At 65.8% G+C, this 22,361-nt stretch carries 14 protein-coding genes and 1 riboswitch; of the genes, 8 read left to right on the top strand and 6 right to left on the bottom strand.

The window, feature by feature from the left end:
- The first annotated feature begins 250 nt into the window (after positions 1-250).
- The 3 genes from FRAAU_RS01725 to FRAAU_RS01715 all read left to right on the top strand — a co-directional run bounded on the left by FRAAU_RS01725 (position 251) and on the right by FRAAU_RS01715 (position 4,800).
- Complete coding sequence (locus tag FRAAU_RS01725) at positions 251-2,116, top strand: ATP-binding cassette domain-containing protein (protein ID WP_014401846.1); 1,866 nt, start codon at positions 251-253, stop codon at positions 2,114-2,116.
- Between the two features lie 205 nt (positions 2,117-2,321).
- Entirely contained in the window at positions 2,322-3,149 is an 828-nt protein-coding gene (locus tag FRAAU_RS01720) for an aldo/keto reductase (RefSeq protein ID WP_014401845.1), read from the top strand.
- A gap of 133 nt (positions 3,150-3,282) precedes the next feature.
- A complete protein-coding gene (locus FRAAU_RS01715) occupies positions 3,283-4,800 on the top strand; it encodes a glycoside hydrolase family 32 protein (protein ID WP_014401844.1) in 1,518 nt (505 codons plus the stop codon).
- A 60-nt stretch (positions 4,801-4,860) separates the two neighbouring features.
- Here FRAAU_RS01715 and FRAAU_RS01710 read toward each other — a convergent pair whose 3' ends face one another.
- Both FRAAU_RS01710 and ppc read right to left on the bottom strand, forming a co-directional pair.
- The gene (locus tag FRAAU_RS01710; protein WP_014401843.1) at positions 4,861-5,466 is read right to left on the bottom strand and encodes a cysteine hydrolase family protein; all 606 of its coding nucleotides are present in this window, start codon (positions 5,464-5,466) and stop codon (positions 4,861-4,863) included.
- A gap of 106 nt (positions 5,467-5,572) precedes the next feature.
- Positions 5,573-8,281 carry a phosphoenolpyruvate carboxylase gene (ppc, locus tag FRAAU_RS01705; protein ID WP_014401842.1) on the bottom strand — a complete coding sequence of 903 codons (2,709 nt, stop codon included), beginning with the start codon at positions 8,279-8,281 and terminating at the stop codon, positions 5,573-5,575.
- A gap of 145 nt (positions 8,282-8,426) precedes the next feature.
- A riboswitch (S-adenosyl-L-homocysteine riboswitch) is annotated at positions 8,427-8,512 on the top strand.
- Between the two features lie 49 nt (positions 8,513-8,561).
- Between ppc and ahcY the strand changes: the two genes are divergently transcribed.
- The 5 genes from ahcY (at position 8,562) to metF (ending at position 13,590) form a co-directional block, all read left to right on the top strand.
- Entirely contained in the window at positions 8,562-9,995 is a 1,434-nt protein-coding gene (ahcY, locus tag FRAAU_RS01700) for an adenosylhomocysteinase (protein ID WP_014401841.1), read from the top strand.
- 142 nt (positions 9,996-10,137) lie between these two features.
- Positions 10,138-10,581, top strand: coding sequence for a YeeE/YedE family protein (locus FRAAU_RS01695; protein WP_014401840.1), 444 nt, complete (start codon positions 10,138-10,140; stop codon positions 10,579-10,581).
- Positions 10,578-11,012 carry a DUF6691 family protein gene (locus FRAAU_RS01690; protein ID WP_014401839.1) on the top strand — a complete coding sequence of 145 codons (435 nt, stop codon included), beginning with the start codon at positions 10,578-10,580 and terminating at the stop codon, positions 11,010-11,012. Before FRAAU_RS01695 ends, FRAAU_RS01690 begins: the two co-directional genes overlap by 4 nt.
- A gap of 124 nt (positions 11,013-11,136) precedes the next feature.
- Positions 11,137-12,384: an OmpP1/FadL family transporter gene (locus FRAAU_RS01685; RefSeq protein ID WP_014401838.1), complete on the top strand. Its 1,248-nt coding sequence runs from the start codon at positions 11,137-11,139 to the stop codon at positions 12,382-12,384.
- A gap of 381 nt (positions 12,385-12,765) precedes the next feature.
- Complete coding sequence (gene metF, locus FRAAU_RS01680) at positions 12,766-13,590, top strand: methylenetetrahydrofolate reductase [NAD(P)H] (protein WP_014401837.1); 825 nt, start codon at positions 12,766-12,768, stop codon at positions 13,588-13,590.
- 27 nt (positions 13,591-13,617) lie between these two features.
- On the opposite strand, the gene FRAAU_RS01675 is transcribed toward metF, so the two are convergent.
- From FRAAU_RS01675 to FRAAU_RS01660, 4 genes are read right to left on the bottom strand one after another with little or no spacing between them, the layout of a single operon-like run.
- Positions 13,618-14,559 carry a glycosyltransferase family protein gene (locus FRAAU_RS01675; protein WP_014401836.1) on the bottom strand — a complete coding sequence of 314 codons (942 nt, stop codon included), beginning with the start codon at positions 14,557-14,559 and terminating at the stop codon, positions 13,618-13,620.
- A gap of 35 nt (positions 14,560-14,594) precedes the next feature.
- Positions 14,595-16,844 carry a penicillin acylase family protein gene (locus FRAAU_RS01670; protein WP_014401835.1) on the bottom strand — a complete coding sequence of 750 codons (2,250 nt, stop codon included), beginning with the start codon at positions 16,842-16,844 and terminating at the stop codon, positions 14,595-14,597.
- Positions 16,841-18,163 carry a glycosyltransferase gene (locus FRAAU_RS01665; protein ID WP_014401834.1) on the bottom strand — a complete coding sequence of 441 codons (1,323 nt, stop codon included), beginning with the start codon at positions 18,161-18,163 and terminating at the stop codon, positions 16,841-16,843. The genes FRAAU_RS01670 and FRAAU_RS01665 overlap by 4 nt, the downstream gene beginning before the upstream one ends.
- Positions 18,156-22,163, bottom strand: coding sequence for a non-ribosomal peptide synthetase (locus tag FRAAU_RS01660; protein WP_014401833.1), 4,008 nt, complete (start codon positions 22,161-22,163; stop codon positions 18,156-18,158). The genes FRAAU_RS01665 and FRAAU_RS01660 overlap by 8 nt, the downstream gene beginning before the upstream one ends.
- Positions 22,164-22,361: the final 198 nt, after the last annotated feature.

Raw genomic sequence — 22,361 nt, 5'->3', positions numbered from 1 at the left:
AACCTGATGGCATCACTTTAATTTAAAAACACTCAACAATACAGAGGAAAAACATGAAGTCCCCGCATCAAGTTGTTGTTTAATTTAAATATAACGACTGCAATCATTTCTCTTCCAAAACATTCCTGCCGCCCGTCTCCCGTACCCCCGGGCGAACCCCGCCGGCCCTGCCCGGCCACGCCGCGGATTCCTGTCGCGAAACAGACAGCGGACACTCCGTTGCCCCCATCCCTGCTGCTAGAATGAGCGGATGTCTCTGATCCAATTGCACAGTGTCGATTTCAGTATCGGCGGTCCCCTCCTGCTTGAACACGTCGACCTCAGTATCGAGGCACGCGAGCGGGTCTGTATTGTCGGTCGCAACGGCGAAGGCAAGTCCACCCTGCTCAAGCTGATTGCCGGCGAGCTCCATCCCGACGATGGCGAAATCCGGGTCCAGAACGGCGTGGTCATCGCCCGCATGGCCCAGGAAGTGCCCAGTGACACCCGGGGCACGGTCTTCCAGGTGGTTGCCGACGGGCTGGGGGATCTGGGCCGGTTGCTGGCCCGTTACCACCAGTTGCTGGCCGACGAGGATTTCGATGCCCTGGGCGATGTCCAGAGCGAAATCGAGGCTGCCAACGCCTGGGATCTGGATCGCCGCGTCGAACTGGTCCTGGAAAAACTCGAACTGCCGGGCGATCTGGATTTCGCGGCCTTGTCCGGCGGCATGAAGCGACGGGTACTGCTGGCCCAGGCCCTGGTTCGCAAGCCCGACGTGCTGCTGCTGGACGAGCCGACCAACCATCTGGACATCGAGGCCATCGGCTGGCTGGAGAACTTCCTGCGCCAGTTCGAAGGCAGCCTGATCTTCATCACCCATGACCGCTCCTTCCTGAAAGCGCTGGCCACCCGCATCGTCGAAATCGACCGCGGCCAGCTGACCGACTGGCCGGGCGACTATGACAACTACCTGCGCCGGCGCGAAGAGCGCGCTCATGCCGAAGCCCAGGCCAATGCCTTGTTCGACAAGAAACTGGCCCAGGAAGAAGCCTGGATCCGGCAGGGCATCAAGGCCCGGCGGACCCGCAACGAAGGTCGGGTCCGTGCGCTGAAGGCCTTGCGCAACGAACGCTCGGAGCGGCGCGAACAGCAGGGCAATGCCAAAATCACGGTGGCCTCGGCCCAGGCCTCGGGCAAGAAGGTGATCGAGGCCAGAGATGTCAGCCAGGCCTACGAAGGCCGTCACCTGCTGGCCGGCCTGTCAACCACCATCATGCGTGGCGACCGGATCGGCATCATCGGCCCCAACGGCGCCGGCAAGAGCACCTTGCTGAAGATCCTGCTCGGCGAACTGAATCCGGAGCAGGGCGAGGTCACCCTCGGCACCGGCCTGCAGATCGCCTACTTCGATCAGCACCGGGCCCAGCTGGATGACCGGCTCAATGCGCTGGACAACGTGGCCGAAGGCCGCGAATACATCGAGCTCAACGGCCAGCGCAAGCACATCATCGGCTATCTTCAGGACTTCCTGTTCTCGCCGGAACGAGCCCGCGCGCCGATCACCCGCCTGTCCGGCGGTGAACGCAATCGCCTGCTGCTGGCCAAGCTGTTCGCCCAGCCCTCCAATCTGCTGATCATGGATGAACCGACCAATGATCTGGACGTGGAGACCCTCGAGCTGCTGGAAGAGCTGCTGATCGACTATCCCGGTACCTTGCTGCTGGTCTCGCATGACCGCGCCTTTCTGGACAACGTGGTCTCCAGTACCCTGGTGCTGGAAGGCGAAGGCCGGGTCGGTGAATATATCGGCGGCTATGAGGACTGGCTGCGCCAGCGCGGAAACGCCCCGCAGACAGCGTCCAGCGCTGCGGCGCCTGCCGTCGCCGCGGCCCCGGTCGCGGTGCCGGCCAAGCCGGCCCGCAAGCTCAGCTACAAGGATGCCCGCGAGCTGGAACAGCTGCCGCTTCGGATCGAGACCCTGGAGCAGCAGCAGGCCGGCAAGAGTGCCCAGATGAGCGACCCGGCCTTCTTCCAGCAAGGTGCCGAAGCCATTGCCAAACTCAATGCCGAGCTGGCCGCGATCCAGGCCGAACTGGAACAGGCCTATGCCCGCTGGAGCGAGCTGGACCAGTAGGCCGACGACGCATGCGGACCGTGTCCGGGATGGAACACGGTCCGGATCGCCCTCGCCGGCAAGCCCTTCCGGGCGATGGCCGCCCTCCGGACTTGAAAGATCCGGCTCCGGCCCCCTACCTTGTCTACGGGCTGCCGCGATGCGGCAGGCCCGGGCCTGTCCGCCTCGATGCAGGCGTTTTCCCCCATGACAAGGAGCCATCCCGATGAGCGCGATTCCCTCGATCCCCCTCAATGACGGCCACCGCATTCCCCAGCTGGGCTTCGGCGTCTTCAAGACCCCGCCGGCGGAAACCGCCGCCGCCGTCGGCGCCGCTTTCGATGCCGGCTACCGCCATATCGACACGGCGGCGATCTATGGCAACGAGGAAGGTGTCGGCCAGGCCATTGCCGCCTCAGGGCTGGCCCGCGACGAGCTGTTCATCACCACCAAGCTGTGGAATGCCGACCAAGGCTATGACAGTGCGCTGAAAGCACTGGACCTGAGTCTGGACAAGTTGAAGCTGGACTATGTCGATCTGTACCTGATCCACTGGCCGGTGCCCTCGCGCGGACTGGCTCTGGACAGCTGGAAGGCCCTGATCAAGGCGCGCGAAGCCGGCAGGATCCGCTCCATCGGCGTCTCCAATTTCCGTGCCGAAGATCTGGACGCGATCATCGATGCCACCGGCGTCACCCCGGTGCTCAACCAGATCGAGCTGCATCCCCTGCTGCAGCAGACCGAACTGCGTGACGTCGATGCCGCCCGCGACATCGTCACCGAGTCCTGGAGTCCGCTGGCCCAGGGCGGCGAGGTGCTGGATGATCCCGGGCTCAAGACCATCGCCGCCAAGTACGGCAAGAGCCCGGCCCAGATCGTGCTGCGCTGGCATATCGAGCTGGGCCTGGTGGTGATTCCCAAATCGGTCACTCCTTCGCGGATCCGTGACAACGCCGACATCTTCGATTTCAGCCTGGATACGGCGGACCTCGCCGTGATCGCCGAGCTGAATCAGGATCGGCGCATCGGACCGGACCCCGCGACCCTGACCTGACGACAGCCATCCGGCGCCCCGCGTCATGGCAGCCCTCTGCCGATCCCGGAATCGGATGACGAGCCCCCCCCCCCGATCCGCGGTCCGGTCTAGATGACCGTGAGGCGGTCATCACCACCTGTCTGGAGTGTCAATGTCCGGTTCACCCGTCCGCCCTACCACCCATGTAGCCCGTCACGGATTGGGCCATTTGCGACCGAAACTGCATTTCAGCCCCTCCGCCGGCTTCATGAATGATCCCAACGGGCTGCTGCATGATGGTGAGCGCTACCATCTGTATTACCAGTTCGCGCCCGGCCCCCTGGCCGTGCACGGTCATATCTGCTGGGGCCATGCCCTGGCCGAAGATCTGTACCACTGGCACGATGCGCCGACGGCGATCCGGGAAACCGCGGATGGCCAGGCCTTCAGCGGCTGTGCGCTGATCGACCACCGCAACGACTCCGGTCTGTTCGCCGGGCCCGGTCCGCAGAATATCGTGGCCATCTATACCCGTCATCGGGACGGCCGCCAGAACCAGTGGCTGGCGATCAGCCAAGACGGCGGACTCGACTTCGAGGAGCCGGCCGGCATCAATCCCGTACTGGATATCGGCAGTGACTCCTTCCGCGACCCGAAGGTCTTTTTCCATGCCCCCAGCGGCCGCTGGATCATGGTCGTCGCCCTGGCCCGCGCCCACCGCATCGGCTTTTACGGATCAGGCGATCTGCTGCACTGGCAGGCCCTCAGCGAGTTCGGCCCCGAGGGCATGCTCGGCATCGACTATGAATGCCCCAATCTGGTCGAACTGGATATCGAAGGCGGCGGCCGGCGCTGGGTCCTGATCATCTCGATCAACCCCGGAGCGCCCCAGGGCGGCAGCGGCAGCCAGTATTTTGTCGGCGATTTCGATGGCGAGCGCTTCGTGCCGGATCCTCAGGGTCTGCGCCTGCTGGATGCCGGCAAGGACCATTACGCCATCCAGGTCGTCGAAGGCCTGCCATCGGACCAGGCCACCGGCATCGGCTGGCTGGGCAACTGGCAGTATTGCCAGGAAGTGCCTTCCGAAGGCTGGCGCGGCGTCATGACCTTGCCGCGAGGACTGGGCCTGCGCCGGGACTGGATGGGCGGTCTGAGTCTGGTCCAGCATGTGCGCGGACTGGAGCCCTTGCGCGTGCCGATCGCCCGGCCGAGGATCGACTCAAGCCTGATGCCGGACCAGCCCCTGACGGATCTGGACCTGCCCGTGGATGCCGCTGTCGAGCTGCTGCTTCGGTTCCATCTGGAAAGCCTGCCCACCGCTCCCCCCGGGCGTGGCGGACGACTGGTGCTGTGCTTTGGCAATGCGCAGGGCGAGCGTCTGGAGATTGGCTACGATGCCGCCAGCCATCAGCTGTGGACCGATCGCGGCGAGTTGCGGGGTTTCAGCCACCCCTTCTTCAGCCAGCGCAGCGCGATCGCCCTGGGGCCGGATCGCCGCGAGGTACGGCTGCAGCTGATCATCGATGGCTGCAGCCTGGAAATGCTGGCCCAGGACGGTGAATACTCGATGAGTTCGATGATTTATCCGGCGGCGCCACTGGATCGCCTGGCCATCTATGTCGAAGCCGGGCAGGCCGGATTCGGACAGCTTGAACTGAACCGGCTGCAGTCGACGCTGACGCGGAGTTGAGCATTCATCTCGGTACGGCGCAGCTCCCACCGGGCGGTGGGGGCTGCGCCGTACCGGACCTCACCCCTGTGCCAGTTCTTCCAGCAACTGGTGACTGCTGAGCGGGCGAGAGAAGAACAGCAGATCCGATTCAAACGGAAAGCGCTGCTCCTGCTCGCTGGTCGCCGCGGTGCAGTCGGTCAGCGACACGACCTTGAAGCCCTTTTCATAGGCACTGCGCACCGTCGACTCGACACAGCAGTTGGTCAGCAGGCCGGCGACGGCGACATGCTCGATACCCTTGCTGCGCAGGATGAAGTCGAGATTGGTGCTCCAGAAGCAATCCAGACCACGCTTGCCGGCAATCCGGATGTCACCCGGCTGCGGCGTCAGCTGATCGCAGATGGCTCCGCCCCACGTATCCTCCAGAAAGGCCTGGTTGTCGACCACGCCCTTGAGAATGCCGTAAGGCTGCTCGCCCAGTTCGATATAACCCGGTGCGAAAGTGATGGGGGCATGCATGATGGCCACGCCCAGGGCCCTGGCCTTGTCCACCAGATTCACGGTGTTGGCCAGCATGTCGGTGCGCTTCATGACCGGTGCCACGCCGGCATGGAGCGCACCGCCTTCACTGACGAAGTCATTCTGGTATTCGATCAGCACCAAGGCCGTACGCTTGGGATTCATATGGCATGTCTCGATTGCAAGGTAAGGCGCCAATTTAACATCTTCAGGTCATCCGGTCGCAGGCCAGGGCGATGGCGGCATTTGCCGCCCTGCCCGAAAGCCGGACTCAGCCGGTGTTCTGCAGGCCCTGGGATACCCCGTTGACACAGGCCAGCAAGGCCTCCAGCAGCGGTCCCGGCTGGCTGCCCTCGCCTCGCCAGCGCCGCAGCAGATCGACCTGCAGCAGGCTGATCGGATCCACATAGGGATTGCGCAGACCGATCGATACCGCCAGCCGCGGCTGGGCCTGCAGCAGTCGGTCGCTGCCCTTGATCCGCAGGATCAGATCACGGCTGCGTTCGAATTCCTCGCTGATCCGGCCGAAAAATACCGGGTGAAGCTCGCCGGACAGCTTGGAGAAGGCTTCGGCGATGTCCAGATCACATTTGGCCAGCACCATCTCGATATCTTCCAGCATATTGGCGAAGAACGGCCAGTCCCGCGCCATCTCCTGCAGCGCCGCCAGCCCGAAAACCTGCTCGCCCTTCTGCAGGGCGAAGCCCAGTCCGTACCAACCGGTCAGAATCGAGCGGCACTGGGTCCAGGCAAACACCCAGGGGATCGCACGCAGATCCTGTACCCCCCGCATGCTGCGACGGCGGGAAGGACGCGAGCCCAGCGTCATCTGCTCGATCACGTCGATGGGTGTCGCGGTGCGGAAATAGCCGACGAAGTCCGGATGATCCACCAGCTCGCGATAGTGTTCGCGACTCCAGTTGGCCAGGGCGCCCATCTGTTCACGCCATTGGGGTGCCCGTACATCGGGCTGGCGCGGCCGCAGCGAGGCGCTGAGCACCGCGCCAAGACTCTGCTCCAGATTGCGCAGCGCCAGCGCGCGAATGCCGTATTTGCGATTGATCACCTCGCCCTGCTCGGTGACTCGCAGCATGCCGGCGACCGAGCCGCGCGGCGAGGATTCCAGGGCCTGGGTGATACGTCCGCCGCCTCGGCTGGCCGAGCCACCGCGGCCATGGAAAAAGGCGATCTCGATGCCGCCTTCGCGGGCGGCTTCCAGCAGTTCCACCTGGGCGCGCTGCACGGCCCAGCGGGCGGCCAGAGTGCCGCTGTCCTTGCCGCTGTCGGAATAACCCAGCATCACCCACTGGCGATTGCCACGGGCCTGCAGATGGCCGCGATAGACCGGATCGGCCAGCAGCGCCCGCAAGGTATCGGCCGCGGCACGCAGGTCCTCGACGATCTCGAACAACGGTGCAATGTCCAGCGGCACCTGGCCATCGTCCTGCACCAGACCGCCGCGACGGGCCAGGGCCAGTACCGCCAGCACGTCCGCAGCGCTGCGCGCCATACTGATGATGTACAGCCCGGCCGCCTCGACGCCGTAGCGCGCGCGCATCGCATGCAATTGAGCGAACACCGCCTGCATGCGCTGGACGGTGGCATCCTGTGCATCGCGGGGCAATGCACGGGTACCGCCGGCATACTCGCCCAGCACCTGCGCACGCTCCGATGCCGGCAGCTCCACCCATTCCGGTCGCTGCAGAAGCACGGCCAGCGCATCATCATGGACACGGGAATCCTGGCGCACATCCAGCCGCGCCAGATGAAAACCGAAGGCCAAGGCCCTGCGCCGCAGACGACGCACCTGCCGGGCGCCCGCATGTTCACCGCGATGGCCGCGCAGGCTGGCCTCGATCAGGGCCAGATCGTCACAGAACGGCTCCGGGCCGGCATAGGCTCCAGCCCCGTCATCCCGCGTCGCCTCGATCCGCGCATCGATATAGGTCAGCAGACAGCGATACGGCATGTTCCGGTGGCGGGGCCGGATCCGGCGGTCGACGTCGGGCAGCAGGGCGGCATAGTCGTGCAACCGCTGCTCGATCGCCGGGCTGACCGCAACCCGGTCGCTGGTCTGGCTCAACAGACTTTCCAGTTGTTGCAGGTCGGCCTGGTAGGCCTCCAGCACCTGGCTGCGCTGGGCCGACAGGCTGGCCTCCATGGTCTCGGCACCTACATTGGGATTGCCGTCCATGTCACCGCCTACCCAGGTGGCGAAGCTCAGCAGTCTGGGCAGCTCCGGCGACTGGCCATAGACCTGCTCCAGAGCTTCCGCCAGCTGGGCATAAAGACTGGGCACCACCCGGTACAGGGGATGGGACAGGTAGTAGCTGACGTGGTAGTGCTCGTCCTGCACGCTGGGTCCCGTCGCCGCCGATTCGGCAGTCTGCCAGGCCGCCGACAGCGCGGTCAGCATCGCGGATCGATCAGCCCTGCGCTCCTGCGGCGTGCGACCGGCATCGAAACCGTGGATCAGCGCGTTGACGATCACTTTCTGCTTGTCCAGCAGCGAACGACGCATCGCCTCGGTGGGATGCGCCGTGAACACCGGCTCGATCCGGGTCTTTTCGATCCAGCCCATCAGCTCTTCAAAGCCGACGCCGTTCTGCTTGAGACGGGCGAAGACATCCAGCAGCGATTCGGGCTGGGGACGCTCGTCGGCGCGCTGGTAATCGCGGCGGCGGCGGATCCGGTGCACCATCTCGGCCATGTTGACGGCCTGGAAATACATCGAAAAGGCCCGTGCCAGCGCCTGCGCATCATCCGCCGCCCAGCCGCCGAGACGGGCCGACAGCTGATCCATCGGCCGGCCTTGCTTGCGCCGGTCGATCGAGGCCTTGCGGATGGCCTCGACCTCCTCGTAAAAACTTTCGCCCGCCTGTTCGCTCAGAACCTGGCCGACCAGAGCTCCCAGGCGGTGCACATCCTCACGCAGCGGTCCATCATGGGCCAGAAATTCAGGGTTGCGGTTTACATCCATCGCAAGGCTCCGGTGAGTGGCATCCTAGCGTACCGAACCCGGCACGATTTCACACCAGCTGAACGATTGCCATCCCGCCCCTGCGGCACAAGATCCCAGGCAGGCGCAGCCAAATCCCGGCAAGCCCGCTACAATGTCCGATACGCTCACCGAGGAGCGTTGCGACCGTGGCAGCTTCCTGTCCCCGGCCAGGCTCGGTGTGGCGGCCTTGTGCAACGGCGCTCGATCATGTGCGGCATGGCTGCGGCCCTGCCGTGCAACCGACCATTGGAGCAACACCATGAATGCTGTCGCCACTACCGATACGACGACCGATTACAAAGTCAAAGACCTCAGCCTGGCCGCTCTGGGCCGCCGCCGCATCCGCATGGCGGAAGAGGAAATGCCGGGCCTGATGCAGATCCGTGCCCGCTACGCCGAAGCCAAGCCGCTGAAGGGCGTTCGCCTGTCCGGATCCCTGCATGTCACCAAGGAAACCGCGGTGCTGGCAGAAACCCTGCGCGAACTGGGCGCATCCGTGCGCTGGGCCTCCTGCAATATCTTCTCGACCCAGGATGACGTCGCTGCCGCTCTGGCCGCCGACGGCCTGCCGGTATTCGCATGGAAGGGCGAGTCGCTGGAAGAATACTGGGACTGCACCCTGGACATGCTGACCCACCCGGGTGAACTGGGGCCCGAGCTGATCGTGGATGATGGCGGCGATGCCACCTTGCTGATCCACAAGGGCGTGGAGCTGGAAAACGGTGATCGCAGCTGGGTCGATGCCCCGGGCGCCAGCCACGAGGAACAGGTCATCAAGAACCTGCTGAAGCGCGTCGCCACCGAGCGCCCCGGCTTCTGGACCAAGGTGGCCGCCGACTGGAAGGGTGTCTCCGAGGAAACCACCACCGGCGTGCATCGTCTGTACCAGCTGGCCGAAGCAGGCAAGCTGCTGGTCCCCGCGATCAACGTCAACGACTCGGTCACCAAGAGCAAGTTCGACAACCTCTACGGCTGCCGCGAATCGCTGGCCGACGGCATCAAGCGCGCCACCGATCTGATGGTGGCCGGCAAGGTCGCCGTGGTCTGCGGCTACGGCGATGTCGGCAAGGGCTGCGCCCATTCGCTGAAGGGCTTCGGTGCCCGCGTCATCGTCACCGAGATCGACCCGATCAATGCCCTGCAGGCGGCGATGGAAGGCTTCCAGGTCACCACCGTGGAAGAGACCCTGGGCCTGGCCGACATCTATGTCACGACCACCGGCAACAAGGACATCATCACCCTGGAACACATGTCCGGGATGAAGAACAATGCTCTGGTCTGCAACATCGGCCACTTCGACAACGAAATCCAGATCGATCGTCTGAATTCGGCCCAGGGCGTGCAGCGCGAGAACATCAAGCCGCAGGTCGACCGGTACACCTTCGCCGATGGCCACAGCATCTACATGCTGGCCGAAGGCCGACTGGTGAACCTGGGCTGCGCCCACGGCCACCCCAGCTTCGTGATGTCCAACAGCTTCAGCAACCAGACTCTGGCCCAACTGGACCTGTGGGCCAACCGCGAGACCTACGAGCCGACCGTCTATCGCCTGCCCAAGAAGCTGGACGAAGAGGTCGCCCGTCTGCACTTGGAGCAGATCGGCGTCAAGCTGACCAAGCTGACAGCCGAACAGGCCGCCTATATCGGTGTGCCGGTGGAAGGCCCCTACAAGCCCGAGCACTACCGCTACTGAGCCATCCGGCAAGCCAGTCGGAAAACCGGAGAAGGAGGCGCCGCAAGGCGCCTCCTTTTTGCATCCGGCAGGAGGAGCGACTGTCCCGTCCAGTGATGACGTGTCAGACTGAAGCCCCAACGGCCACTTGGAAGGCCATGCCATGTCGATCGACCACACTCACTTCAGCCCCGTCACCAGCCTGGCCGGAGGCGCCCTGATCGGATTCGCCGTCAGCCTGCTCGCCTTGGGGCTGGGCCGCATCGCCGGCATCAGCGGAATGCTGGCCGCAGCATTGCGCCCGGACCGGTCCTCCCGCAGCTGGCAGCTCGCCTTCTGTGCCGGCCTGCTGGCTTCGCCGTGGCTGTGGCAGGCCTTTCGTCCCTTGCCGGCCATCCAGGCACAGGCCTCGTGGGAGCGTTGGCTGCTGGCAGGACTGCTGGTCGGCTACGGGGCACGTCTTGCCGGTGGCTGCACCAGCGGCCATGGCGTATGCGGACTATCCCGGGGTTCGCCGCGATCCCTGCTGGCCACCGCCAGCTTCATGCTGACAGGCTTTCTCGTCGTCTGGCTGGATCGGCACGGACTGCGGGTCCCGAGATCATGAAGATCCTTGTCGCCGGCCTCAGCGGCCTGTTGTTCGGCCTTGGCCTGATCCTGGCGGGAATGAGCAATCCCGGCAAGGTCATCGGCTTTCTGGATCCGGGCGGGGCCTGGGATCCCTCGCTGGCCCTGGTGATGCTGGGGGCCATTGCCGTCAGCGCGATCGGCCTGGGTCTGGCCGGAAGACGACGCGTCAGCTGGACCGGTCAGCCCGTGCACCTGCCGCCGCGGAGGCCTTTGCAAAACCGATTGTGGCGCGGCGGCATGCTGTTCGGTGCCGGCTGGGGACTGGTCGGCCTCTGCCCGGGGCCTGATCTGGTCCTGATCGGAACCGGTCATACCGGAGCGATGCTCTTCGGCCTGGCCATGCTGGCCGGCTTCCAGCTGCATGATCGCCCTTGGCGGCGACCATCCCGAGCCACTCTCCACGATTGATGTGAAAGGACTTCTGGATGTCCGAGAGCATATGCACATGATCAATGACCATTCCTGTCAGGCATCCTGCCCGCTAAGCTGAACTCCAGGCACAGACCGGCCTGCTGTCAGGGAGGACAGTCTCATGAGTCATCACCCCACGATCACCCGCTGGCTGAGTGGATGCGCCCTCTTGTGTTCGGCAGCCCATGCCACCGACGGCTATTTCCAGAATGGCTACAGCACGCGATCTTCGGGGGCCGGCGGGGTCGGCATCGCCCTGCCCCAGGATGCGGTCGCCGGGGCCTACAATCCAGCGGCGACGGCGTGGCTGCATCGGCGCCTGGATATCGGCCTGTCTGCCTTCGTGCCGGATCGCTCGGCCACCATCCATGGCAATCCCCTCGCCAGCGGACACTATGGCGGCAATGGCAGCCACTGGTTTCCGATTCCCGAATTCGGCTGGTCCCGTCCCCTGCCACACGCGCTGAGCGTCGGCATCGCCGCCTATGCCAATGGCGGCATGAATACCACGTACCGCCACAATCCCTACGCGGCTTTCGGCAGCCGTGGCAAGGCCGGGGTCTCCCTGGAGCAGGCCTTTGTCAGCCCCACCCTGGCCTGGCAGTACGCCCCGGGCCAGGCCTTGGGCATCGGCCTCAACTTCGCCTGGCAGCATTTCGAAGCCCGCGGTCTGGGCGCCTTTGCCAGTGCCTCGATCGCTCCGGACCAGCTCAGCAACAACGGCTACCACAACAGTACCGGCTGGGGTCCTTCAGCTGGCTGGCTCGGACGTTTCGGTCCCTTCAGTCTGGGACTGGCCTGGACCGCCAGAATCCACGCCAGCCGCTTCAAGGCCTACCAGGGATTGTTCGCCAGTCATGGCAGTTTCGACATCCCACAGCGCTACGGCCTCGGATTGGCCTGGCAGGCAACACGCCAGCTGACCCTGGCCAGCGATATCCAGCGCATCGACTATGCCGATGTCGAAAGCATTGCCCAGCCTATCGAGGCCCTGCTGGCCGGACGACCGCTGGGCAGCCATGACGGCCCGGGGTTCGGCTGGCGCAGCATCACCAGCTACAAGTTCGGAGCCATCTACCAGCTCAGCGGACCGCTGAAGCTGCGGCTCGGCTTCAGCCACGCCGGCAATCCGGTTCCGACAGGGCAGACCTTTTTCAATATTCTGGCTCCGGCCGTCGCCGAAAACCATCTCTCCGCCGGCGCCAGCTGGAAAGTCGGCCACCATGGAGAGCTGAGTCTCGCCTATACCCATGCCTTCAGCAAACATATCCGCGGCAGGAATTCAGTTCCGCAGCCATTTGGCGGAGGAGAAGCCGATCTGCAGCTGGGCGAGGATCAGCTGGGACTGGCTTATGCCTATATCTACTGATCCGGCCTGCGACACGCGCTCTTTTCCCCAGCCTGTGACCGGCATACGTCCTACTGCAGCCGATTAGCGGGCCCCCGTCACCCTGTTCCGGCGAGAAGCCGGGCCAAGGCCATGCCTGTTTGACGGAGGAATGATCCCCCCTGCTCGCATGAAGCAGGATTCCAGCATCTCTGCCCGGCCTGCAGACCTCCATTCAGTCTGACGGCAGGAATGGCTCGTCTCCCGATCCAGCCCCGATCGCTGCAGAATCGTTCCGCCCTGCCCGAAAAGCCTGAAGCATTCTCGCCCGGCCGCCTTGCGCTGGCATGGCTCCGCATAAACATATCGCTTCATCCGGAATAAAAGATATAATGCCGTAAAATTCCTACCGGATAGACAGCCATGCCTGCGATCAGCTTCGAATTCTTCCCGCCCAAGACCGAGGAACAGCGCAACCAGCTCAATCTTTGCGTCAAGGCCCTGAAGACGCGAAGCCCCGAGTACGTCTCGGTCACCTTCGGTGCGGGTGGCTCCACCCTCAACTACACCGAACAGACCGTGCAGCAGCTGCACCGGCAGCATGGCCTGCAGGTCGCCCCGCATCTCAGCTGCGTCGGTGGTACCCGCGAAGAACTCAGCGAACTGCTGGACCGCTACAAGGCCATCGGCTGCCGCCGCATCGTCGCCTTGCGCGGCGATCTGCCCTCCGGCATGGCTACGCCCGGCGACTTCCGCTATGCGGTGGAACTGGTCGATCATATCCGCCGACACAGCGGCGACTGGTTCCACGTCGAAGTGGCCGCCTATCCTGAAATACATCCACAGTCCGAGAGCGCAATCACCGACCTTCACCACTTCAAGGCCAAGGTCGATGCCGGCGCCAACGGCGCCATCACACAGTACTTCTACAATGCCGATGCCTATTTCCGCTTCGTCGATGACGTCCATCGCCTCGGCGTGGACATTCCCATCGTGCCGGGCATCATGCCGATCGGCAATTTCAGCCAGCTGCGGCGCTTTTCGGAAGGCTGCGGGGCTGAAATTCCGCGCTGGATCGTACGCCGGATGCAAGCTCTGGGCGACGATGCCGAAGCCATTCGCCAACTGGGAATCGACATCGTCGCCAGCCTCGGCCAGCGGCTGCTGGATGGTGGCGCCCCCGGCCTGCATCTGTATACGCTGAATCGGTCAAAGCCGGCACTGGCGATTCTGGACCGGCTGCAATAAGCCGGCGGTCGCCCGCCAACAGCGGACTCAACCGGCTCGCCAGCTGCGCCATCGCCGGGCATGCCGGTCTTCCAGCCGCCCCATGCGTCCGCGCAGACCGTCGACAAGACCGATCAGCATCGCCGCCAGCTTGTGGCGGCGGGCTCTCTCGAAGCGCAGCACGCCGCAGGCCTGATACAGCAGCAGGCACAGCCCGCCGAACAGCAACCCGCGCCGTCCCGGATACAGACGCAGGGCATGCATGGCGTTGCGCGCCATGTAATAACGTCGCCAGGCCGGATGCCAGGTCGAATAATGGCGACCATGCCGCACGATGTCGCCCGCCTGCTGCTCCAGCACGGCAGCGGCATGGGTATAGACCGGCACGCCCCGATGCCAGGCCCGCAAGGCATATTCGACATCCAGGTATTCGATGAAATAGTCCTCGCGGAAACCGCCAAGCCGATGCCAGGCCGCCGCCGAGATTGCCGATCCGGACGAGATCACGCAGAGACTGGGCACCAGTTCTTTGCCCTTGCCATCCATCGGGACCGGGCGCGGCCAGCCCGGTGCGGGATCGAGCACCGGCATGTAACGTTGCAGCCGGCGCTCATAGATCACGGGACCGAGGATGAACGGCTGCCCCGCCAGCCCCGCGGCGGCAGCCAGCATCCGCTCGAAAAATCCCGTGCGCAGCCTCGAGTCCTGGTCGAAAAGGAAGATCAGCTCGCAGCCCCGGGCCAGCAGCCACTCAGCTCCCCGATTGTAGGCGCCGGCCAGGCCACCCCGGTTGTGATTGACCAGCACCTCGATGCCGGCCCGACGCAAGCGGGCATGCAGACGGATATCTACCGTTTCGGAGTTGTCCACCGCTACCCCGAGCGGCAGCCCCGCCCCGGCTTCCAGCCATCGCTCCAGATCGGAGGGTTGCGGCCGGAACAGCACCAGGATCAGGCCGGCAAGCGGTGTACCCGGCAGCTCGCCGGCCATGCGCGACCGCCTGGGTAGAGGGAGTGGCTCGCTGCTCATGGTGCAGGCAGCAACACGGTCAGATGAGGATAGCCCTGCGCCACCGCCGCCGCCGTCAGCGGCAGGCGGATATAGTCCCCCCGCCGCCACAGGGCCAATTGATCGAGACAGGTATCACTGCCCGGCCAGCCGTCCTGCCCGCCCAGCAGCACGAAATCATTGGCATCCGGATCCGCCAGATCGCAGACCTGGCGGGCACAGGAACCGAAACTGGCGCGATGCCGTCCCCGCACCAGGCCATGTCCGCTCTTGCAGATCGTGGTCTGCCCGCCCTCCCCGGCCATCGACTCCGGCTCGACGCAGTGCGCCCAGCCCGGCAGCCAGGCCAGCGGATGGCGCGGCTGCAGGCGATGGGCCTGCCCCCAGCTTCGATGCCGGCGCAAGCGCCGTGCCACCCATGGCAAGGCCTGCAAGAGTTGCTGCAGTCGCTGGTCCGGCGCCAGCGCGGCCATGTCTTCGGCCAGCAGTCGGCGCTGCATCCATACCGCCTGGTAAGCCCGCATCTGCGCCCGCCGGCGCAGCCCGTAGGCCAGCCGGCTCTGCAACAGCTCGAAGGCGAGCGCGGCAGCGGAATCGGCAGCATACCGCCCGTCCCAGTGCGCCAGCAGATCCACCACCGCTCGCGTCCGGGAGCCGAGCCGGTCCCGCGGGATCCAGGCCAGCCAGGTCTGGCACAAGGCCAGACTGCCGGGACAGGTCACATCCCGCTGCATCATCTTCAGCTGCCCGGCGTCCAGCAGCGTGGCCGCCTGCAACAGATGCTGCCAGCGCTCGGCCCGATCCGCCGGGGCAAAGAACCAGCCGACCGGCGGGCCGCCCTGTGGCGGCGGCTGGTTGGCCGAAACCACGACGCCTTCCGGCGGGTTGAATCGCATCGGCAGCTGCTGACTGCCCAGCAACCCTCGCCAGTGCGCGTCGTCCCCCGGCTCCAGCACCAGATCGGGCGGCACGCCACTGCCCCGCTGCGGCAACCGGGCCGCCAGCAGATGGGCGACGTCACCAGCCCTGTCACAGCAGACCATATTCGCGCCGGATACCGCATACGGCGCCAGCGCCTGCCGGAACCCGGCCACATCGCGGGCCCTCGCCACAGCCAGCATCGCACCCAGCTCGTTGCTGGGCTGATGTCCGACCCAGCGCAGCGCCAAAGGCCGCCGGGATGACCACAGCGCCCCCTCCGATACCACCGGACCCAGGGCGCACTCACGCCATTGCAGCCAGCGACGCCCGCCGCCACGCAGCCGGACCTCTTGCCGATGGTGGCTGAAGTCCTCCGCCGGCAGATGCGAAACGTCATACAGGTCACTGCTCTGGGCATGCAGGCTGGTGCCGCCCCAGGCAAGCCAGGAATTGCGTCCCAGCAGCATGAATGGCAGCCCCGGCATCATCATTCCCACGCAATGAAAGCCGGGCGAGCGCCAGCCCGCCAACAGCCAGGCCGAAGGCAGCTGCAGAGGCAGATGCGGATCACTGGCCAGCAGCCCTCCACCGCCACGCGTGCGGGCCGCCGCCACTGCCACCGCATTGCTGCCACTGCGCAGCAGCCCGGACAACGCCCGGCTCATCGGCTCACGGGCATCCAGCACCCCGCTGCCGGGCATGCCGGCCTGACACAGCCGCGGCCACAAGGCCTGCCACTGCCCGCGATCCATCTGCTGGCGCAAAGGCAGCAACTGCTGCCAGACCAGCCAGCTGATATCCACCGCCGCCAGCCGCGCGAATTGCAGCCACTCGGCCAGGGTCCAGGCTTCGGCCCGCAGGCCGAGCAGGGCAAATTCGGGCGGCAGCCCCGCCGCCCCCAGCAGGCCATGATTGAGACCGGCCACAAAGCTTTCGCCCAGCCGCCGATCCTGATCAGGCATCTGCGCCAGCATCGCGGGAACGGCACGTCCCAGATCCAGGGCGCGCAAGGACTGGTCGACGGACAAGCCCAGCGGGCCGATCATCTCCGACAGCCTCCCTTGCGACAGACGTCTCAGCACTTCGATCTGACCCAGCCGCAAATGGGCATGCACCACCCCCAGAGCCACCATCAAGTCCTCGTCGCTGTCCGCTTCGACCATCGGCACCTGACGAGCGTTCCAGCGAATCCGCACCGGCTGGCTCAGCGGCGCTCCAGCCAGCGGCAGCATCGCCAGCCGCTGCTGCACGTCCAGTGCCGGCGGTCGCGGGTGCAGGCCGGCGCGCAGCAGCAACGCCAAGGCGGTGAACCAGCCCGACACCGGCCATCCGCGGGGGCCGCTCATGCCGGCGCTCCCGCAGCGAACGGAAGGATCGCTCCGCCGGACAGCAGATCCCATGCCCGCAATTGCCCGATGGCGGTCGCCACCCCGTCTTCGGCCGCCAGCTGGCGGGCCAGTGCAGCAGCCGACCTGCGCATGGCCGGTTGCAGTATCCGGGCCAACGCAGGCACCAGAGCTCCCTGACCCACCTCTACTCGCGACAGAGGCGCGCCAGCCACGCCGATGGCCTGCAGCCGGCGTGCCCAGAAGGGTTGGTCGCCATAGAAAGGTACGACCACCGATGGAATCCCGGCCCTGACCACGGCCGCCGTGGTGCCAGCTCCACCATGGTGGACGGCCGCGGCCATCAGCGGCAGCAGTCCGTCATGGGGCGCCTCGCGGATCACCAGCAGCCGCTCGTCAAGCCGTCCCGGCGGTGCGCTCATAGCCCCCCAGCCGGTGGCCAGAACCACCCGTCTGCCGCTGCGATGCAAGCTGTCGATGATCTGCCGGGTGAAGGTTTCGGCATCGCCGCTGACCATGCTGCCGAAGCCGACGTAGACCGGGGGCTCGCCGGCTTCCAGAAACCTCTGGAGCTCGGCATCCGGACGCCAGTCCGGCTCATCCAGAAACCAGTAGCCACAGACCATGGCCGAAGCCGGCCAGTCCGGTGGCGGAGGCAGCACATGCCGACTGAAGCCATACAGGACCCGTGCCCTGAGGCCGGTTTCGCTGAAGTACGGGCCATGCCAGGGATAGGGCCGCAGCCCGAGCTGGGGTCTGACCCGCCGATTGATGGCAGGCTGCATCACGTACCAGACCAGCAGGCGCAGCAACTGATAGGCGGCCAGACTGAGCTGTGGCGGATACCTGCGCCCGGCCAGCAGCATCGGTGGCAGGTATCGCGAGGGCGTCAATGGCTGCAGCTGGACCCGCACAAAGGGCAGCCCGCGGACCTCGGCCAGCGCCTGGGCCAGCAAGGTGCTGTTGCCCACTCCCAGCAGCAGGCTCGCCCCTTCGCTGGCCTGGAGTCCTTCGACCGCCCAGCTGCCCGCCCATTCTTCGAAGCGTGTGCGGAACAATGCCGCCATCCTGCGCATGTTGAGCCCCTGATCGGCCAGCTCCCGCTCCGCCGTCAGCAAGGCCTGGAAATCTGCCGTCAGCGGGGCGAAATCCAGACCCTGACGGCGGATCCAGGTCTCGAAGTTGAGGCTGGTCACCACCCGTACCGAATGTCCCTGCTGCTGCAGCCCCCGTCCCAGCGCCAGACAGGGCCGGATATCACCCTGGGTGCCGATGGTGAACAGCGCGATCCGCTGGCCCGACATGCCGGCATCAGGCATATGCGGCATCTCCGCGCTGTCGGCTCACGACATATCCGGGCCTGCCCGCAGGCCCCAGCAGGCGATCCAGCACCGCGCCGATCTCCGCCGCGAAAGGCGGATCCAGCATCGCCTGATGGGTACAACTCATCGCATGCAGCTCCAGCCCCCCGTGGATATAGGGATCCCAGGCCGAGGGCCGGTATTGCAGCAGACAGGACAAGGCCACGCCTTCCGCCGGCGCGGCCTGGAAATACACCGCGCGGCCATTCAGCGAGGGTGGCAGATGCCGGCGCGCCAGCTCCAGGTGATGGCGCGTCAGCGCCGCCACCCGCCGGAGCAGGTCTGGATCATCGCGCCGCAGGCTCTGTACCAGCGGCAGCTGTTCCAGACCGTAGACCCGGCACAGCACGTCGGCCACCGCCTGCATGGTCTGCGGAACCGGCCCGGCCGGGTCCGGCTGCACGCCAAGAAACTGCAGTGCCGCCATGGCCTGCCGCGCCTCGTCATCCACCTCGTCGGAGGCCGGTCCGACAAAGGGGTAGGCGTCCATCAGTCCGAGAAATTCGACCTTTTCACCCTGGTCCTGCAACTGGGCCGCCATGGCCTGCACCACCATGCCGCCCAACGACCAGCCCAGCAGCCGATATGGCCCCTGCGGCTGAATCCTTCTCACCTCGACCAGATAGCAGCCTGCCATCGCTTCCAGGCTTCCAGGCAGGCGGGAAAGGTCGCGCAGACCGTGGGCCTGCAGGGCATATACCGGAATCGAGGCATCCAGATGCCGCAACAGCGACGCATAGGCCCAGCCCAGGCCGACCACGGGATGCACGCAGAACAAGGGTAGCTGCTGCCCGCCTCGTCGCAGACACAGCACCGGTGCCAAAGGGTCGTCCTGACTGGCCGTGCCATCCTGCAGACGTGCCGCCAGACCCGCCACGCTCGCCGATTCGAACAGCGTTCCCAGCGGCAGCTCGGTACCGAACCGGTCCGACAACCGGGTCATCATCTGGGCGGCCGTCAACGAGTCTCCGCCCAGCTCGAAGAAGTTGTCGTGACGCCCGACCGGTCCATGTCCGAAGATGTCCTGCCACAATTCGGCCAGCTGGCGTTCCAGCGGCCCCACAGGGGGTTCGTACTGCCCGCCTTCGGGTCTCTCGGGTGCCGGCAAGGCCTTGCGGTCAAGCTTGCCGCTGGCCGTGAGCGGCAGGACCGGCAGCACCTGCAGGGTTGAGGGCAACATGTGCCCCGGCAGATACGCTGCCAGATATCGGCGCACGGCCTCGGGGTCAGCCACTTCACCCTCACGGGGGCTGATATAGGCGGCCAGTGCCACTTCACCGCGCTCGTCCCGCCAGGCCGTCACCGCGGCCAGCGCCACGGCCGGATGGCTTTCGAGCCGGTGCTCGATCTCGCCCGGCTCGACGCGGTGCCCCCGGATCTTGACCTGATTGTCGGTGCGGCCCACGAATTCCAGGCAGCCATCCTCACGCCAGCGTACCCGGTCACCGGTGCGATAGATCCGCTGTCCGTCAGCGGCAAACGGATCGGCAATGAAACGTTCGGCATTCAGCTCCGGCCGTCCGACATAGCCTCTGGCCACGCCCAGACCGCCGATGTAAAGTTCGCCCACCGCTCCCAGAAGGGTCGGGCGCAGTGCCGGATCCAGTACGTACAGCAAGGTATTGGCCAGCGGCCGGCCGATCGGCGGCACCGCCTGCGGCAGGCTGTCCAGATGCTGGATCGTCGACCATATCGTGGTCTCCGTCGGTCCGTACAACTGGCTCAGGCGCCGCCCGCGACGCCACAACTCCGCCGCCAGTTCACGCCCCAGGGCCTCCCCTCCCACCAGCACGTGCACGCCATCCAGACGCAGCTGACGCGCGCTCAGCAGCATCCGCCACAGCGAGGGTGTCGCCTGGGCATGGGTCACGGCCTGCTCCGCGATCAATTCGGCCATGCGCCGCGGCTGGCGGATTTCCGACTGATCCGCCAGCACCACCGAGGCTCCGGCCAGCAAGGGCAGATACAGCTCAAGAGCGGCGATATCGAAACCCAAGGTGGTCTGGGCCAGAAATCGGCTGCCTCGATCCAATTGCAGTTCCTGCTGCATGCTCTGCAGGAAGCTCAACAGATTGGACTGGCTGATTTCCACCCCCTTGGGCCGGCCGGTAGAGCCGGAGGTGTACAGCACATAGGCACTGGTACCGGCCGAAGCCTGGTCATCCTGCCGGCCATGCCGCTGCAGGAGCGCGGCGCCGAAATCGCGCACGGCCTGCGGCAGATGCACACGCCGGACCCCGTGAGCGGGAATCTTCGCCTCGTCGGCCTGATCCAGCAGCAGCAACCGCGGCTGCGCATCCTCGATCACCCAGGCGGTCCGTTGCAGCGGCCCGTCAGGATCGAGCGGCACATAGGCCGCGCCCAGACGCATCACGGCCAGCAGGGTCGCGAGCAGCAAGGGATCACGCGGCAGCGCGATCGCGATCCGGTCGCCGGCCATCACCCCTTCGGCCACCAGCAGTGCCGCCACCATGTCCACCCGTGTCTGCAACTGGCCATAACCGAGCTGGCCGTCGCGATGGCGCACCGCGACAGCCTCGGGCTGCTGCCGCGCGCGGCACTCGAGTTGTGCCGGCAGACTGGCCGCGGTGACAGCCTGGGGCCGGCCCCGCCACTGCACCAGCATCAGTTCGCGCTCCTGCGGGGTCAGCAGATCGAGGTCGGCCAGCGGCCGACCCGCATCCTCCAGCACCAGCTCGGCCAGACGCAACAGTCTGGCCGCGTGACGCTCCAGTTCGGGCACGCCGTACAGGGCCGGATTGGCATCGAAATCAAAGCGCAATGCGCGACCGTTGCCGCGCTCGTAGAAGAATACCGTCAGATCCTCGACCGAACCGTTGGAAAGGTTGATCGGCACCGCCTCGGCTCCGGCAAAATCCAGTTGATAGTCGAAAGGCTCGATATTGACGCCAAGCCACGCCATGTGACGATCCTGCCCCAGCAGGCCCAGGTCCCGTCGCACGTCCTCGTAGCGATACTGCTGATGACGCAGGGCCTGTCGCACCACGCGGGATACCTGCCGCAGCAGGTCGATGGCGCTGTCCTGCGGGCCGAACCGCAACCGCAGGGCCACCGCGTTGGCCATCATGCCCGGTACCGTCCGCAGTGCCGGACTGACCCGGGCCGCCACCGGCATGCCGATGACCAGCTCGTCCGCGCCCGTCACCCGGTGGTAATAGGCGGCCACCAGGCTGATCAGCACCTGCGGCAGGCTGGCCGCATGGGCCCGCCCCAGCTCGGCGAGCTGCCGGACCTGGGCAGGTGACAGCTGACCGCTGCTGCGACGCAGACCACCCATGCTGCGATGGCGGCCATGCCGGCTCAGGCTGACGGCTTCCGGCAGGTCGGCCAGTTGCTGCTGCCAGAAGGCACGATCGCGTTCGAATCGCGGCGAGTCGCGATAGGCCCGGTCGGCGGCCACCAGATCGCCGAAGGTCCCGAAGCCGCTGCCGGGAGGCGCCTCGCCCTTTTTCATGGACGTATAGATCTCCGCAACACGCCGCGCAGCAAGCCCCCCGCTGAAGCCGTCGTAGATGACATGATGGGCCTGCTGGTACCAGAGGTGATGCTCCGGGCCGAGGCGGAACAGCGCGCTGCACCACAATGCATCGCGCTCGAGATCGACCGCCTCCGCACAGCGCTGTTGCATCCAAGCCCTGGCGGCCTCCAGCGGCTGCTCCGCGGCGCTGAAGTCGAAGAAGGGCAAGTCGCCGTGATATTGATCGCGTATCGACTGCCATGGCGTGCCGGCACGCTCGGTGATCTGCACCCTCGCCGCCTCCATGTCCTGCACCAGACGATGCAGGGCCTGCATGAACAGCGGCACGTCCAGCTCGCCCCGTATCTCCAGGGCCTCGGCGATGTTCATCGTCGCATCGGCGGCGGCGATCTTGTGTCCGACCCATAGCCCGCGCTGTGCCAGGGTCAGCGGCAGGACGGAATTTGCGGCCTCATTCATCGACGACTCTCCCTGTGGATGCACGGCACCGGGCCCCCGCATCCTGCGGGGGCGTACTGCGGTATGGACATCTGCACAACGATGCAACCGAACCCCTTGGCCGTGGCCGGTTCGGGCGGCGGCACCCGCAAGATCGCAGCGGACCCGCCGGTTCCGACATCGCCCATCCGACCTCGTGGCCGTGGCGTGGCGCGCCAC

This window comes from Frateuria aurantia DSM 6220, assembly GCF_000242255.2.
Lineage (GTDB): Bacteria > Pseudomonadota > Gammaproteobacteria > Xanthomonadales > Rhodanobacteraceae > Frateuria > Frateuria aurantia.
Note: the sequence above shows the minus strand (reverse complement) of the source record. Positions and strands in the feature narration are given on the sequence as shown.

Coding starts and splice junctions, on each gene's coding strand:
- FRAAU_RS01725 (WP_014401846.1), top strand. CDS start 251: ATGTCTCTGATCCAATTGCACAGTGTCGATTTCAGTATCGGCGGTCCC.
- FRAAU_RS01720 (WP_014401845.1), top strand. CDS start 2,322: ATGAGCGCGATTCCCTCGATCCCCCTCAATGACGGCCACCGCATTCCC.
- FRAAU_RS01715 (WP_014401844.1), top strand. CDS start 3,283: ATGTCCGGTTCACCCGTCCGCCCTACCACCCATGTAGCCCGTCACGGA.
- FRAAU_RS01710 (WP_014401843.1), bottom strand. CDS start 5,466: ATGAATCCCAAGCGTACGGCCTTGGTGCTGATCGAATACCAGAATGAC.
- ppc (WP_014401842.1), bottom strand. CDS start 8,281: ATGGATGTAAACCGCAACCCTGAATTTCTGGCCCATGATGGACCGCTG.
- ahcY (WP_014401841.1), top strand. CDS start 8,562: ATGAATGCTGTCGCCACTACCGATACGACGACCGATTACAAAGTCAAA.
- FRAAU_RS01695 (WP_014401840.1), top strand. CDS start 10,138: ATGTCGATCGACCACACTCACTTCAGCCCCGTCACCAGCCTGGCCGGA.
- FRAAU_RS01690 (WP_014401839.1), top strand. CDS start 10,578: ATGAAGATCCTTGTCGCCGGCCTCAGCGGCCTGTTGTTCGGCCTTGGC.
- FRAAU_RS01685 (WP_014401838.1), top strand. CDS start 11,137: ATGAGTCATCACCCCACGATCACCCGCTGGCTGAGTGGATGCGCCCTC.
- metF (WP_014401837.1), top strand. CDS start 12,766: ATGCCTGCGATCAGCTTCGAATTCTTCCCGCCCAAGACCGAGGAACAG.
- FRAAU_RS01675 (WP_014401836.1), bottom strand. CDS start 14,559: ATGGCCGGCGAGCTGCCGGGTACACCGCTTGCCGGCCTGATCCTGGTG.
- FRAAU_RS01670 (WP_014401835.1), bottom strand. CDS start 16,844: ATGAGCGGCCCCCGCGGATGGCCGGTGTCGGGCTGGTTCACCGCCTTG.
- FRAAU_RS01665 (WP_014401834.1), bottom strand. CDS start 18,163: ATGCCTGATGCCGGCATGTCGGGCCAGCGGATCGCGCTGTTCACCATC.
- FRAAU_RS01660 (WP_014401833.1), bottom strand. CDS start 22,163: ATGAATGAGGCCGCAAATTCCGTCCTGCCGCTGACCCTGGCACAGCGC.